The following is a 13,628-nucleotide window of genomic DNA, read 5'->3' on the forward strand; positions in this document are numbered from 1 at the left end:
AGGTGTTGCATGCGCATTGTTATGATCGGCTCTGGCTATGTTGGCCTGGTTTCGGGAGCCTGCCTGGCGGATTTCGGCCATCAGGTGATCTGTGTCGACAAGTCGCAGGACAAGATCGACGCGCTGGAACGCGGCGAAGTGCCGATCTTCGAGCCGGGGCTGGACCAAATCATCGCGCATAACCGGTCGGCGGGTCGCCTGAGCTTCTCGCTCGACCTTCAGACGCCTGTCGCTGATGCCGATGTTGTCTTCATTGCCGTCGGCACGCCTTCGCGCCGCGGGGACGGTCATGCCGACCTTTCTTACGTTTACGCGGCTGCCCGCGAGATAGCCGCGGCCGTCACGGGCTTTACTGTCGTCGTGACCAAATCCACCGTGCCCGTTGGCACCGGGGACGAGATCGAGCGCATCTTCCGCGAAGAGTTCCCGGACAAGGACATCGCCGTCGTCTCCAATCCGGAATTCCTGCGCGAGGGCGCCGCGATCACCGACTTCAAGCGCCCGGATCGCATTGTCATCGGCACCGATGAGGAGCGCGCCATCGACATCATGCGCGAGGTCTACCGGCCGCTCTATCTCAACGAGGCACCGCTCTACTTCTGCGAACGCCGCACCTCCGAGCTGATCAAATATGCGGCCAATGCCTTCCTTGCCATGAAGATCACCTTCATCAACGAGGTCGCCGATCTCTGCGAGCAGCTTGGTGCCGACGTGCAGAAGGTCGCCAAGGGCATCGGCATGGACAAGCGCATCGGTGACAAGTTTCTGCATGCCGGTCCCGGCTATGGTGGCTCATGCTTCCCGAAAGATACGCTGGCGCTGGTCAAGACCGCCCAGGATCACGACAGCCCGCTGCGCCTGATCGAGACCACAGTCGCGATCAACGACAACCGCAAGCGCGCCATGGGCCGCAAGGTCATCACGGCCTGCGGTGGGTCTGTTCGCGGCAAGAAGATCGCGCTTCTCGGGCTCACCTTCAAGCCGAACACCGACGACATGCGCGACGCACCATCGATCACCATCGTTCAGGCCCTGCTCGATGGCGGCGCGGATGTGCATGTCTTCGACCCCGAGGGCATGGATGCGGCGAAGGCCGTGCTTGGCCCAGTCACCTACGGCGCTAACCCTTACGAGATTGCCACTGGCGCAGAGGCGATCGTCGTCATTACGGAATGGGACGAGTTCCGCGCACTCGACTTCCGCCGCCTGAAGGCCGACATGGCGGCACCCGTGATCGTTGACCTGCGCAATATCTATAAGCCTGAGGAAATGGCCAAATACGGCTTCGAGCATTTCCCGATCGGCAAACGGAAGATTACGGTCTGACCATGCGTTACTTCGTCACCGGGACCGCTGGCTTCATTGGGTTTCACCTGGCTCGGCGGCTTCTCGCCGAGGGTCATGAGGTCACCGGTTTCGATGGTATGACGCCGTATTACGACGTCAAGCTCAAGCAGATGCGCCATGCGGCACTATCTCAGTATCCCGCCTTCCGGCCGGTTATTGCCATGCTGGAAGATCGCCCACAGCTTGAGACCGCGATCGCGGAGTGCAAGCCTGACATCATCATCCATCTCGCCGCCCAGGCCGGCGTGCGCTACAGCCTCGAAAACCCGCAATCTTATCTGAGCTCCAACGTGACGGGCTCGTGGAACATCATCGATCTGGCCGAGCGCCACAAGGTCAAGCATCTGATGCTCGCCTCGACTTCATCGATTTATGGCGCGAGCCCGACCGTTCCTTTTCGCGAGACGGACCGTACCGACGCGCCGTTGACGATCTATGCCGCGACCAAGAAGTCGATGGAGCTGATCGCCCACAGCCACGCCCATCTCTACAAGACGCCGACAACAGCCTTCCGTTTCTTCACGGTCTACGGACCCTGGGGCCGGCCGGACATGGCGCTGTTCAAGTTCGTCGACCGGATGCTCAGGGACCAGCCAATCGAAATCTACGGCGAAGGCCAGATGAGCCGCGACTTCACTTATGTGGACGACCTTGTTGAAGCGATCCTGCGCTTGTCCGCGGTTATTCCCGGCGAGGATAACCGCGTGGCAGACGAGACGGTCGAGACGTTGTCGCACGAGGCTCCATTCCGCATCGTCAATATTGGCGGCGGTCAGCCAGAGAATCTGATGGACTTCGTCGAGATGGTGGAAAAGGTGCTCGGGCGGAAGGCAATCCGCCAGATGCTGCCGATGCAGAAGGGGGACGTGCCGCGCACCTTTGCGGCGCCCGATCTGCTGCAGGCTTTGACGGGCTTTGTGCCCGGGATCCGGCTAGAGGATGGTGTGAAAGCCTTCGTCGAGTGGTACTTAGAGGCGCGTACGGAGTTGACGCCTAGCTGAGGTTCCAAACCCCAATTGCAACGAAGTCAGTTGCCGCCTTGACATTCCGGGTCTGACTTCGCTGTGTTGCCGCAGACTGGCGGCCTTGGCGGTCGCTCCAAAGACGAGGGATGACCGGATGACCGACGAGCGGCACGACAGCACAGGCGAGGCGAGCGGCGCAGATCACGCTTTGGGGGCAGGGGCCATCACGACCGAGGGCCCGCGGGCCCGCGGCTCCGGTGCCGAGACCGTCTACAAGGCGCTCCGTCAGGAAATCCTAGCCATGCAACGTGCGCCCGGCAGTCCTTTGGACGAGACAAGGCTCTCGGATCATTTCGGCATGTCCCGCACGCCGATCAGGGAGGCATTGCTGAGGCTCACTGCCGATGGTCTGGTCACCACGCTGCCCAATCGCAACACCATCGTGGCCACGATCGATTTTTCCACGCTGCCCACCTATTTCGAGGCGCTTTGTCTGATGTACCGCGTGACCACGCGCGGCGCTGCAAGCCGGCAGGGAGATGCTTTCATGGAGGTGATCGCCGAACGGCAGAGAGAGTTTTCCGATGCCGTTGAGGCGCAGGATGCCTTTGCCATGATCGAGGCCAATCGCGAGTTCCATGTCGCCATCGCCGAACGCGCCGGCAATCCCTATTACATCAGCTTTTTTGCCCGCCTCCTCGACGAGGGACGGCGCATCCTTCGGCTCTATTACTCGACGTTCGACGACCGTCTGCCGCGTCGGTATGTCGAAGAGCATGAGGCAATGATCGCCGCCATCAGGGCTGGCGATGTGGCTGAGGCCGACCGGCTGGCGATTGCGCATGGCGAGCAGATCGTCCGCCAGATCCAGGATTACGTCGCACGCAATATCGAAAACGCCATCGCGTTTCCCGATCCCTGAAGCGGCGATCAGAACAAGCTTCGGAGGCGTTGCACGTCGGCTCACGGGCTAATCTGCCGCACTCACTTGCTCTTGTCGACAAACTGTATATTATCCTCTCACCCAACAAGAGGAGCTTTCCATGACCACGGGCTGGCACGGCGTATTCCCCGCCGCAACAACGCAATTTAACGAAGATCTCTCGATCGATTTTGACGCGACGCAGCGCGTGCTCGATGCCCTGGTCAATGACGGGGTAAACGGCCTGATCGTCATGGGTACCTGCGGTGAGAACAATTCGCTCGAACCAGAAGAAAAGCGCAAGGTGCTGAAGGCAGCCGTCGAAGTCGTGAATGGCCGCGTGCCTGTCGTTACGGGCGTGTCGGAATTCGACACCCGCCGCGCCGCCGCTTATGCCCGCGACGCGGAAGAGATTGGTGCCGATGGCCTTATGGTTCTGCCGGCCATGGTCTATGTGCCGAAGCCGCATGAACTGGTTGCCCATTTCAAGACTGTGGCCGAGGCGACCGGTCTGCCAATCATGCTCTACAACAACCCGCCGGCCTACCGCGTCAACATCGGTTCGGACGTGCTCGAAGCGCTCGACGGCGTGAAGAACATCAAGGCGGTCAAGGAAAGTGCGCCCGATCCGCGTCGCTTCACCGACCTGATCAACGCCTTTGGCGATCGTTACGACCTCTTCGCCGGCCTCGATGACGTCGCGCTTGAAGGCATGATGCTCGGCGCCAAGGGCTGGGTCTCCGGCCTCACCAGTGCATTTCCGGCCGAATCGGTCGCACTGATCGCTGCCGCCGACCGTGGTGACTGGATCGAAGCGCGCCGCATTTATCGCTGGTTCATGCCGCTCCTGCATCTCGATGCCGAACACGACCTCGTTCAGTCGATCAAGCTGGCTGAGCAGATCATGGGCCGTGGCTCGGAGCGCGTCCGCATGCCGCGCATGCCGCTGGAAGGCGCCCGCCGCGCGGAAGTCACCGCCATGGTTGAGAAGGCCGCGGCAACCCGCCCGATCGGCCCGAAGTAATCGGCGCCAACGAACCTGAAGTTCGGCCCGCGACCTCCCGGTCGTGGGCCTTTTCGTTTGTCGGATCGGCTGAACAGGGGAGAATCGTTCAGTGAGCGGCTCTCTGATCCATGGCTCCCCGACTTTTATAGGGTTCAAGCCTTCCGCCGCTTGCAATCGCATTGAGTGTTAACGGAAGCCTTGCCATGGAATGATCACAATTACGTTTCCTGCGAGCATCTGAGAGCATCCCGATGAAGACAAGCAATACCTGGCGAGCGCGGTTGCGCTATGAGTTCGACAAGAGCATGGCGGGCGGCGCAATCGCGCTGATCGGCTGGCTGGCGCTGATTTCCCTCGTGGTCATCAGCTTGGCCGGCGCCTTTCTCGCATTGACAGGCATTGCGCCTGAGGGCGGCGAGCCGGTGAGCTTCATCGAAGGCACCTGGGAATCGCTCATGCGCACCTTCGACGCCGGCACGATGGGCGGCGACCAGGGCTGGGGGTTCCGTCTTGTGGCGCTTGTGGTCACACTCGCCGGCATCTTCGTTTTCTCGGCCTTGATCGGTGTCATCAGCTCCGGCCTGGAAAACAAGCTCGACGAATTGCGTAAAGGTCGTTCCCGCGTGCTGGAAAGCGACCACACAATCATCCTGAACTGGTCCTCGTCGATCTTTGACGTCATTTCCGAACTGGTGATTGCCAACCAGAGCCGCAAGCGTCCGCGAATCGTCATCATGGCGAACAAGGACAAGGTGGAGATGGAAGACGAGATTGCCACCAAGGTAGGAGATCTGAAGAACACCAAGATCATCTGCCGCAGTGGCGATCCGACCGATCTCTACGACCTCGCCATCGTGAACCCGCACACCTCACGATCGATCATCGTCCTGTCGCCGGAGGACGAAGATCCCGATTCGCAAGTCATCAAGTCGGTACTGGCCCTGGTCAACGATCCGAGCCGCCGCCCAGAGCCCTACATGATCGCGGCCGAAATCCGCGAAGCGCAGAACACCGAAGTCGCCCGAATCGTGGGCGGCAAGGAAATGCAGCTCGTGCTCGCGGATGATTTGATTTCCCGAATCGTCGTCCACACCAGCCGCCAGTCGGGCCTGTCGGCGGTCTACACCGAACTTCTCGATTTCGATGGCTGCGAGATCTACACGCTGGCCCAGCCGCAGCTGGAGGGCAAACCTTTCGGCACGGCTGTCATGTCCTACGACTCGAGCACGCTGATCGGCGTTTGCGATGTCGAAGGTCGCATCCATCTCAACCCGTCGCCGAATCGTGTCATCGGCCCCGGCGAGCGTCTCGTCATCATCGCGGAGGATGATGCGTCGATCCAGATCTGGTCCGGTGCCCCGCAGATCGCGCAAAATGCCGTTCGCCTGCCGGTCAAGCGCGGTGTCCAGCCAGAAAGAACTCTCATCCTGGGCTGGAACCGCCGTGGGCCGGTCATTGCAACGGAACTCGGCCGCTATGTCGCCCCGGGCTCGCTTCTGACGATTGCTGCCAATACCCCGGAGTTTGAAGCGGAGGTGGCCGGCCTGTTGCTGCCCAACGACCACATGGCCGTCCAGCACCATGTGATCGACACGAGCAGCAAGGCGGCGCTGGAGGCGCTCGACATTCCTTCCTATGACCATGTGCTGGTGCTCGGTTACAGCGACCACATGAGCATGCAATCGGCTGACACGCGGACGCTGATTACGCTCCTGCATCTGCGCAAGATTGCCGAAAATGCCGGCCTGCATATCAACGTGGTCAGTGAAATGACCGATGTCCGAAACCGCGAACTGGCAGAAGTGACCCGAGCCGACGATTTCGTCGTCAGCAACAAGCTGGTTAGTTTGATGCTGGCCCAGGCTTCGGAAAACGAGTTCATGGCAGCGATCTTCGCCGAGCTTCTCGATGAGGAGGGATCGGAAATCTACATGCGCCCGATGAGCGACTATGTGGCAATTGACCAGCCGGTGAACTTTTTCACCGTGGCCCTCTCGGCGCTGCGCCGTGGCGAAATCGCCATCGGCTACCGCCGCCAGCGTGCCACTGACCAGGACCTGCGCAATCTCGGCGGCGTGACCGTCAATCCGAACCGCTCTGAGCTGCTGACCTATACGGCGGAAGACATGGTGATCGTGCTGGCGGCCGATTAAGGGCGGGCACTACGATAGAAATCAGGGGACGGGCGGGGCCAAACGGTTCTGCCCGTTCTGCATTCTGGCGTCTAAGAGGCGCACAGAGCCGATCGAAGGCCAACGCTACAAGCGGCGGATGCCAAAACCATCAACAATTTTCGCGAAAATATGGTGGGCGATGACGGACTCGAACCGCCGACATCCTCGGTGTAAACGAGGCGCTCTACCAACTGAGCTAATCGCCCGCTCGCTAGCCGGATCATGTCCGCCGCGTCGGTGGCCGTGATCTATGCGGATCGCGGAAAATCCGCAAGGGTTTTTCTTGAGATTTTTTCTTTTTTTGCAGAGCTCGTCAGTAGCGCATGTGGAAAACCTCCTGAGTAACGCTGCAAAACCTGAGATCTGATCTGCGGCGTGGTGTCGCGACGCGCGCGACTGGGGTTCATTTGCGGGATGGCGCCGGTGAGGGCGGCAAGGGGCAATGGGGATAAAATTCAGTCGGTCACTGTTTTGTCTTGAAACCTGCTTGACACCTCCGGACGAACCCCTTAGAGACCCGCTCATCGAACGGGTTAGCCCGCTCGGCGGGGTCGCCCTGACCCCTCAAATGGAAATGCGCGGGTGTAGCTCAGTTGGTTAGAGTGCCGGCCTGTCACGCCGGAGGTCGCGGGTTCGAGCCCCGTCACTCGCGCCATTCCCATTTAAAATCAAGGCATGCCGCTTCGGCGGCGCCATGGACAACTGTTCATGACAATGCGCGGGTGTAGCTCAGTCGGTTAGAGTGCCGGCCTGTCACGCCGGAGGTCGCGGGTTCGAGCCCCGTCACTCGCGCCACTTCATTGTGTCTCTCCTCCTCAATATTTGATTTTTCTTGTGTGTTTCGCATTTGCACAAGACAGGCTTTTTACCTGCTGGTAGTGTGACATTCGGTATCGGGTGAAAAGGCTTCTGCCGGACTTGCACTGGCAGTCCGGCTGCGCTAACCACGGCTCGTTGCAACTCTCTTTCGGCTTGTCGGCTCCGCCCTATATGCCATTCGGCATGTGAGACAAGCAGGGTGATATGATGACTGATCTGCTCAGTTCCTACCTTCCGATCGCCATCTTCATCGGTATATCCCTCGTCATCGGCATAGCGCTCCTTGTTGCGCCTTTTGCCGTTGCGTATCAGGCGCCCGATTCGGAAAAGCTGTCGGCCTATGAGTGCGGCTTCAACGCTTTCGACGATGCGCGCATGAAATTCGATATCCGCTTCTACCTGGTGTCGATTCTCTTCATCATCTTCGATCTTGAAGTCGCTTTCCTGTTCCCCTGGGCAGTGTCCTTCAGCGAAATTGGCTGGTTCGGTTTCTGGTCGATGATGGTCTTCCTCGGTGTGCTCACCGTTGGCTTTATCTATGAATGGAAGAAGGGGGCGCTCGAATGGGAGTGATCCAATCCGACGCCACGCTGGTGGCACCGCAGGCCAAGGGCATTATTGACCCCAACACGGGCAAGCCCATCGGCAGCGACGACCGGTTCTTTGGTGAGATCAACAACGAGCTGGCGGACAAGGGCTTCCTTGTCACGTCAACAGACGAGCTGATCAACTGGGCCCGTACGGGTTCGCTGATGTGGATGACCTTCGGTCTGGCTTGCTGCGCCGTCGAAATGATGCAGCTGTCGATGCCGCGTTACGATGCCGAGCGCTTCGGCTTTGCGCCGCGCGCCTCACCGCGCCAGTCCGACGTGATGATCGTTGCCGGCACGCTGACCAACAAAATGGCGCCCGCACTCCGCAAGGTCTATGACCAGATGCCGGAGCCGCGTTACGTCATTTCCATGGGCTCCTGCGCCAATGGCGGCGGTTATTATCACTATTCCTATTCCGTCGTGCGCGGTTGCGATCGTGTCGTGCCGGTCGACATCTATGTGCCAGGCTGTCCCCCCACGGCAGAAGCGCTGCTTTATGGCGTGCTCCTGCTGCAGAAGAAGATCCGGCGCACCGGAACGATCGAGCGGTAAGGAAGGGACGAGACAATGAGTGAAGCCCTGAACGAGCTGGCATCCTACCTGCAGGAAACGCGCGGCGCGCTGATCGCATCCAGCGAGATCGCCTTTGGTGAACTGACTCTGACCGCGAAGTCGGAAAACATCATCTCGCTGCTGACCTTCCTGCGCGACGATGTCCAGTGCGGGTTCGTCAACCTGATCGATATCTGCGGCGTCGACTATCCGGCGCGCGAAGATCGGTTCGATGTCGTTTATCATCTGCTGTCCCCGCGCCAGAACCTACGCATCCGCATCAAGGTCGCAACCGGTGAATTCAAGCCTGTGCCGTCAGCCTGCCCGGTATTCCCCGGCGCCGACTGGTTCGAGCGCGAGGCTTGGGACATGTACGGCATCCTGTTTACCGACCATCCGGATCTGCGCCGCATTCTGACCGACTACGGTTTCGAAGGGCATCCGCTGCGCAAGGACTTCCCCACGACGGGCTTCGTCGAGGTTCGTTATGACGATAGCGCCAAGCGCGTCGTTTACGAGCCGGTCGAGCTGAAGCAGGAATTCCGCAACTTCGACTTTCTTTCGCCTTGGGAAGGCACGGAATACGTGCTGCCCGGCGATGAAAAAGCGGCAAAGTGAGCGGAAGGGCAGGGACCATGACAGAACACAACGTCCGCAACTTCAATATCAACTTCGGCCCGCAGCATCCGGCGGCGCACGGCGTTCTTCGCCTCGTCCTGGAGCTTGACGGCGAAATCGTCGAACGCGTTGATCCGCATATCGGTCTGCTTCACCGCGGCACCGAGAAGCTGATCGAGACCAAGACCTATCTTCAGGCGCTGCCTTATTTCGATCGCCTCGACTATGTCGCGCCGATGAACCAGGAACACGCCTATTCGCTGGGCGTTGAAAAGCTGCTGGGTCTGGAAATTCCGATCCGTGGCCAGCTGATCCGTGTTCTCTACTCGGAAATCGGCCGTATCCTTTCGCACCTTCTAAACGTCACGACTCAAGCCATGGACGTTGGCGCATTGACGCCGCCGCTCTGGGGCTTTGAAGAACGCGAAAAGCTGATGGTGTTCTATGAGCGTGCGTCCGGCGCGCGCATGCACGCAGCCTTTGTCCGTCCTGGCGGCGTTCACCAGGATCTGCCGCATCAGCTGGTCGAAGATATCGGCAAGTGGTGCGACCAGTTCCCGGAAAAGCTCGACGATATCGACGACCTCCTGACGGGCAACCGCATTTTCAAGCAGCGTAACGTCGATATCGGCGTCGTCAGCCTCGAAGACTGCTGGGCTTGGGGCTTCTCCGGCGTCATGGTTCGCGGGTCCGGCGCTGCCTGGGATCTGCGCAAGTCGCAGCCCTACGAGTGCTATGCCGACATGGACTTCGACATCATGGTCGGCAAGAATGGCGACTGCTACGATCGCTACCTGATCCGCATGTTCGAAATGCGCGAGTCGGTGAGGATCATGAAGCAGTGCGTCAATCGTCTGCTGGGGGATGCCAAGACCGGACCGGTTTCGTCGCTAGACGGCAAGGTCGTGCCGCCGAAACGTGGCGAGATGAAGCGCTCGATGGAAGGTCTGATCCACCACTTCAAGCTCTACACGGAAGGCTATCACGTGCCGGCCGGTGAGGTTTATGCCGCCGTTGAAGCGCCGAAGGGCGAGTTTGGCGTCTATCTGGTCTCCGACGGCACCAATAAGCCTTATCGCTGCAAGATCCGCGCTCCGGGCTATGCGCATCTGCAGGCGATGGATTTCCTGTGCCGCGGTCATCAGCTGGCCGACGTTTCGGCGATCCTCGGATCGCTCGACATCGTGTTCGGGGAAGTTGACCGCTGATGCTGAAGCTTGTCGCCGCCACTGTCATCTGTCTCATGGCCACCCAGGCGGTGGCCGAGGATCAGACCGCTCTGACGTCGACAACATCGTCATCCACGATGGAAAAGCTCATCGCGCAGGGATATGAGATCAAGAGTTCGACCTGGACTGGGTCCAAGCTCTTCGTGTTCCTGCAGAAAGACAATTCGGCCTATGCCTGCGAATTCGCCAATGTGACGAATACGCGGTGTGGTTCCATAAACTGAGACAAGGCGTGAGGAAGTATGTCCGTTCGTCGACTAGCCGAAGAGCAATTCCAGCCGGCAGGCTTTTCCTTCAATGCGGAAAATGCCGCCTGGGCTGAAGCCACCATTCGCAAGTATCCGGCGGGCCGCCAGCAATCGGCGGTCATTCCGCTGTTGATGCGTGCACAGGAGCAGGATGGCTGGGTGACCAAGGCGGCGATAGAATTCGTCGCCGAAATGCTCGACATGGCCTATATCCGTGTCCTCGAGGTCGCGACCTTCTACACCCAGTTCCAGCTGCGTCCGATCGGCACGCGCGCGCATATCCAGGTCTGTGGCACCACCCCCTGCATGCTGCGCGGCGCGGAAGATCTGATCCATGTGTGCAAGTCCAAGATTCATGCCGAGCCCTTCGAGCGCAATGCTGATGGCACCTTGTCTTGGGAAGAGGTCGAATGTCAGGGCGCCTGCGTCAACGCGCCGATGGTCATGATCTTCAAGGACGCCTATGAAGATCTGACGCCGACCCAGCTCGAGCACATCATCGACCGTTTCGCCGCAGGCAAGGGCTCCGACATCAAGCCGGGTCCGCAGATCGACCGTATCCATTCTGCACCCGTCGGTGGCCCGATCGCGCTGACGGATGAAATCCAGCCGATTCGCTTTAGCGACCACGCTGACGCGGCTCCGGCTGCCGCACCTTCAGTGCCGCCGGCTAACGCTGCAAAGCCCGTGACGGATGCGCCTGAGACCGACAAGAAGCTGAAGACGCCGGCAACAGCCAAAAAGGCTGCGGCGGAAAATGCCAAGGTTGAAGGTGACAATGCCGATACGGCTCGTCCCGTTGAGACCGCCTCGGTTGCTGACGAAAAGAACCGTCCTGCCGGGATCGAGCGTCCCGCGACGCCGGACGATCTGAAGATGATCTCGGGCGTCGGCCCGAAGATCGAGGCGACGCTGAACGGTCTTGGAATCTACACGTTCGAGCAGGTCGCCAAGTGGAAGAAGGCGGAACGCGAGTGGGTGGATACCTACCTGAAGTTCGCCGGCCGCATTGAGCGGGACGACTGGGTCAAGCAGGCCAAGGCGCTCGCCAAGGGTGGCGAAGCTGAATACATCAAAGTCTTCGGCAAGAAGCCGCGCTAAGGGGTAGAGAGACATGTTGAAGGATCAGGATCGCATCTTTACCAACATCTATGGCCTCAAGGACAAGTCCCTGAAGGGTGCCATGGCGCGCGGCCACTGGGATGGTACCAAGCAGATCCTCGAAAAGGGTCGCGACTGGATCATCAACGAGGTCAAGAATTCGGGTCTGCGCGGCCGCGGCGGCGCCGGCTTCCCGACGGGCTTGAAGTGGTCCTTCATGCCGAAGGAATCAGATGGCCGTCCGCATTACCTCGTGGTCAATGCCGATGAATCCGAACCCGGTACCTGCAAGGACCGCGACATCCTGCGCCACGATCCGCACACGCTGATCGAAGGCTGCGTGATCGCGTCCTTCGCCATGGGCGCGCATGCAGCCTATATCTATGTGCGTGGCGAGTTCATGCGCGAGCGTGAGGCTCTGCAGGCGGCAATCGACGAGTGCTATGACGCAGGCCTCCTCGGCAAGAACAACAAGCTCGGCTACGACATCGACATCTATGTCCACCATGGTGCCGGCGCTTATATCTGCGGTGAAGAAACAGCATTGCTCGAAAGCCTGGAGGGCAAGAAGGGCCAGCCGCGCCTGAAGCCGCCATTCCCGGCGAACATGGGTCTCTATGGCTGCCCGACGACGGTCAACAACGTCGAATCGATTGCTGTGACGCCGACCATCCTGCGCCGTGGCGCCGGCTGGTTCTCGTCCTTCGGTCGCCCGAACAATGTCGGCACGAAGCTGTTCATGATCTCCGGCCACGTCAACCGTCCCTGCACGGTTGAGGAAAGCATGGGCATCACCTTCCGCGAAATGATCGAAAAGCATGCCGGCGGTATCCGCGGGGGATGGGACAATCTGCTCGCGGTCATCCCGGGTGGTGCATCCTGCCCGGTCGTCAAGGCAGAGGACATGATGGATGTCGTGCTCGACTTCGACGGTCTGCGCGAAGTGAAGTCGTCCTTCGGCACCGGCGGCATGATCGTCATGGACAAGTCCACGGACATCATCAAGGCGATCTGGCGCATTTCAGCCTTCTTCAAGCATGAGAGCTGCGGCCAGTGCACGCCATGCCGTGAAGGCACGGGCTGGATGATGCGTGTCATGGAGCGCATGGTGAAGGGCAATGCCCAGAAGCGTGAAATCGACATGCTGTTCCAGGTGACCAAGCAGATCGAGGGCCACACGATCTGTGCGCTCGGCGATGCGGCTGCCTGGCCAATCCAGGGCCTTATCCGCAATTTCCGTCCGGAGATCGAGGCGCGCATCGACCAGTATACGCGCAATGCGATCGCCCACGGCGTCGTCATGGAAGCGGCAGAGTAAGGGATCGGGGGCAATGGCAGGCTCTTCGGACAAGAGCGGGGACAAGGGGCCGGATAGACCGGCTGAACCCGCTCGGCCGCCCGAAGGTCTTGATGCGCTGATGAACAACCCGGCGGCAACGATTGCCGCCGCTACCGCCTTCGGCCTTTCCATGGCAACGCAGATGAGCCGGTTTTGGCTGGGCTCGCTGCAAGGGGCGATGGAAGTGACTGGCCAGCTGGCACGCCAGCTTGAGGAAGAGCGGAAGGCCGCTGATGCCGTTGGGCGTTCCCCGGCAGAGGTTGAGAAGGAGACGCAGGTTCCGGCGACCGCTGTGAAGTCGGCGACGGAGCCCAAGGCTGAGAAATCGGTCACGGTGAAGCCAAAGGCAGCGCCAGCAAAGGCGAAGCCGAAGGACCGGCAGGGAGATGCTATGGCATCTGTGCCGGATCTCTCGCCGAGCGAGGCATCGGCACCGAAGAAGGTGTCGACGTCGAAGAAGACGGGTGGCAAGGCTGACGATCTGAAGAAGATCGATGGGATCGGGCCAAAGATTGAACAGCTTCTGAAGGGCAGGGGGATTGCCCGCTTTCAGGATCTGGTTGACTTGGATGACAAGGCGCTTGCGGCGCTGGACGCGGAGCTGGGCCTGGATGGCCGGGCCCTGCGGGATGATTGGACAGGACAGGCGCGTCGGCTGGTTATCGGCTCGGCCAAGTCACGTAAGGTCCGCTCAGGCAGTTGAGTTTAGGGTCTG

The 13,628-nt window shown here is 60.1% G+C and carries 13 protein-coding genes and 3 tRNA genes; 15 read left to right on the forward strand and 1 reads right to left on the reverse strand.

Features of this window, described 5'->3' with window-relative positions; all coding sequences use genetic code 11:
* The first annotated feature begins 9 nt into the window (after nt 1–9).
* From ACSV9I_RS20525 to ACSV9I_RS20545, 5 genes are all read left to right on the forward strand, one after another.
* Complete coding sequence (locus ACSV9I_RS20525) at nt 10–1,326, forward strand: UDP-glucose dehydrogenase family protein (protein ID WP_438330621.1); 1,317 nt, start codon at nt 10–12, stop codon at nt 1,324–1,326.
* Nucleotides 1,327–1,328: 2 nt separating this feature from the next.
* Complete coding sequence (locus tag ACSV9I_RS20530) at nt 1,329–2,348, forward strand: NAD-dependent epimerase/dehydratase family protein (RefSeq protein ID WP_438330622.1); 1,020 nt, start codon at nt 1,329–1,331, stop codon at nt 2,346–2,348.
* A gap of 118 nt (nt 2,349–2,466) precedes the next feature.
* Nucleotides 2,467–3,234, forward strand: coding sequence for a GntR family transcriptional regulator (locus ACSV9I_RS20535; RefSeq protein WP_438330623.1), 768 nt, complete (start codon nt 2,467–2,469; stop codon nt 3,232–3,234).
* A gap of 121 nt (nt 3,235–3,355) precedes the next feature.
* Complete coding sequence (locus tag ACSV9I_RS20540) at nt 3,356–4,258, forward strand: dihydrodipicolinate synthase family protein (protein ID WP_054159047.1); 903 nt, start codon at nt 3,356–3,358, stop codon at nt 4,256–4,258.
* Between the two features lie 233 nt (nt 4,259–4,491).
* On the forward strand, nt 4,492–6,393 hold the full coding sequence (locus tag ACSV9I_RS20545; RefSeq protein WP_438330624.1) for a CASTOR/POLLUX-related putative ion channel: 1,902 nt from the start codon (nt 4,492–4,494) through the stop codon (nt 6,391–6,393).
* 151 nt (nt 6,394–6,544) lie between these two features.
* Here ACSV9I_RS20545 and ACSV9I_RS20550 read toward each other — a convergent pair.
* Nucleotides 6,545–6,620 (reverse strand) — tRNA-Val (locus tag ACSV9I_RS20550).
* Between the two features lie 372 nt (nt 6,621–6,992).
* Between ACSV9I_RS20550 and ACSV9I_RS20555 the strand changes: the two genes are divergently transcribed.
* From ACSV9I_RS20555 to ACSV9I_RS20600, 10 genes are all read left to right on the forward strand, one after another.
* Nucleotides 6,993–7,069, forward strand: a tRNA-Asp gene (locus ACSV9I_RS20555).
* A gap of 63 nt (nt 7,070–7,132) precedes the next feature.
* Nucleotides 7,133–7,209 (forward strand) — tRNA-Asp (locus ACSV9I_RS20560).
* A 231-nt stretch (nt 7,210–7,440) separates the two neighbouring features.
* A complete protein-coding gene (locus ACSV9I_RS20565) occupies nt 7,441–7,806 on the forward strand; it encodes an NADH-quinone oxidoreductase subunit A (RefSeq protein ID WP_054159112.1) in 366 nt (121 codons plus the stop codon).
* Nucleotides 7,797–8,378 (forward strand): NuoB/complex I 20 kDa subunit family protein, encoded by a 582-nt coding sequence (locus tag ACSV9I_RS20570; protein ID WP_054159045.1) that lies wholly within the window; start codon nt 7,797–7,799, stop codon nt 8,376–8,378. Before ACSV9I_RS20565 ends, ACSV9I_RS20570 begins: the two co-directional genes overlap by 10 nt.
* A 15-nt stretch (nt 8,379–8,393) precedes the next feature.
* Nucleotides 8,394–8,996 (forward strand): NADH-quinone oxidoreductase subunit C, encoded by a 603-nt coding sequence (locus ACSV9I_RS20575; protein WP_438330626.1) that lies wholly within the window; start codon nt 8,394–8,396, stop codon nt 8,994–8,996.
* A gap of 17 nt (nt 8,997–9,013) precedes the next feature.
* The gene (locus ACSV9I_RS20580) at nt 9,014–10,204 is read left to right on the forward strand and encodes an NADH-quinone oxidoreductase subunit D (RefSeq protein WP_438330627.1); all 1,191 of its coding nucleotides are present in this window, start codon (nt 9,014–9,016) and stop codon (nt 10,202–10,204) included.
* Nucleotides 10,204–10,449: a hypothetical protein gene (locus ACSV9I_RS20585; protein ID WP_054159042.1), complete on the forward strand. Its 246-nt coding sequence runs from the start codon at nt 10,204–10,206 to the stop codon at nt 10,447–10,449. Before ACSV9I_RS20580 ends, ACSV9I_RS20585 begins: the two co-directional genes overlap by 1 nt.
* 18 nt (nt 10,450–10,467) lie before the next feature.
* Complete coding sequence (locus ACSV9I_RS20590) at nt 10,468–11,574, forward strand: NADH-quinone oxidoreductase subunit E (protein WP_438330628.1); 1,107 nt, start codon at nt 10,468–10,470, stop codon at nt 11,572–11,574.
* Nucleotides 11,575–11,587: 13 nt separating this feature from the next.
* Nucleotides 11,588–12,892: an NADH-quinone oxidoreductase subunit NuoF gene (gene nuoF / locus ACSV9I_RS20595; protein WP_054159040.1), complete on the forward strand. Its 1,305-nt coding sequence runs from the start codon at nt 11,588–11,590 to the stop codon at nt 12,890–12,892.
* 13 nt (nt 12,893–12,905) lie between these two features.
* Nucleotides 12,906–13,616 carry a 5' DNA nuclease gene (locus ACSV9I_RS20600; RefSeq protein WP_438330629.1) on the forward strand — a complete coding sequence of 237 codons (711 nt, stop codon included), beginning with the start codon at nt 12,906–12,908 and terminating at the stop codon, nt 13,614–13,616.
* The last annotated feature ends 12 nt before the right edge of the window (nt 13,617–13,628 follow it).

Source organism: Rhizobium sp. G187, assembly GCF_051549525.1.
Taxonomy (GTDB): Bacteria; Pseudomonadota; Alphaproteobacteria; order Rhizobiales; family Rhizobiaceae; genus Allorhizobium.

Bases quoted from the DNA above. Each gene is read 5' to 3' on its own strand.
- ACSV9I_RS20580 (WP_438330627.1), top strand. From the start codon at position 9,014: ATGACAGAACACAACGTCCGCAACTTCAATATCAACTTCGGCCCGCAG.
- ACSV9I_RS20565 (WP_054159112.1), top strand. From the start codon at position 7,441: ATGACTGATCTGCTCAGTTCCTACCTTCCGATCGCCATCTTCATCGGT.
- ACSV9I_RS20570 (WP_054159045.1), top strand. From the start codon at position 7,797: ATGGGAGTGATCCAATCCGACGCCACGCTGGTGGCACCGCAGGCCAAG.
- ACSV9I_RS20530 (WP_438330622.1), top strand. From the start codon at position 1,329: ATGCGTTACTTCGTCACCGGGACCGCTGGCTTCATTGGGTTTCACCTG.
- ACSV9I_RS20600 (WP_438330629.1), top strand. From the start codon at position 12,906: ATGGCAGGCTCTTCGGACAAGAGCGGGGACAAGGGGCCGGATAGACCG.
- ACSV9I_RS20525 (WP_438330621.1), top strand. From the start codon at position 10: ATGCGCATTGTTATGATCGGCTCTGGCTATGTTGGCCTGGTTTCGGGA.
- ACSV9I_RS20545 (WP_438330624.1), top strand. From the start codon at position 4,492: ATGAAGACAAGCAATACCTGGCGAGCGCGGTTGCGCTATGAGTTCGAC.
- ACSV9I_RS20590 (WP_438330628.1), top strand. From the start codon at position 10,468: ATGTCCGTTCGTCGACTAGCCGAAGAGCAATTCCAGCCGGCAGGCTTT.
- ACSV9I_RS20575 (WP_438330626.1), top strand. From the start codon at position 8,394: ATGAGTGAAGCCCTGAACGAGCTGGCATCCTACCTGCAGGAAACGCGC.
- ACSV9I_RS20535 (WP_438330623.1), top strand. From the start codon at position 2,467: ATGACCGACGAGCGGCACGACAGCACAGGCGAGGCGAGCGGCGCAGAT.
- nuoF (WP_054159040.1), top strand. From the start codon at position 11,588: ATGTTGAAGGATCAGGATCGCATCTTTACCAACATCTATGGCCTCAAG.
- ACSV9I_RS20540 (WP_054159047.1), top strand. From the start codon at position 3,356: ATGACCACGGGCTGGCACGGCGTATTCCCCGCCGCAACAACGCAATTT.
- ACSV9I_RS20585 (WP_054159042.1), top strand. From the start codon at position 10,204: ATGCTGAAGCTTGTCGCCGCCACTGTCATCTGTCTCATGGCCACCCAG.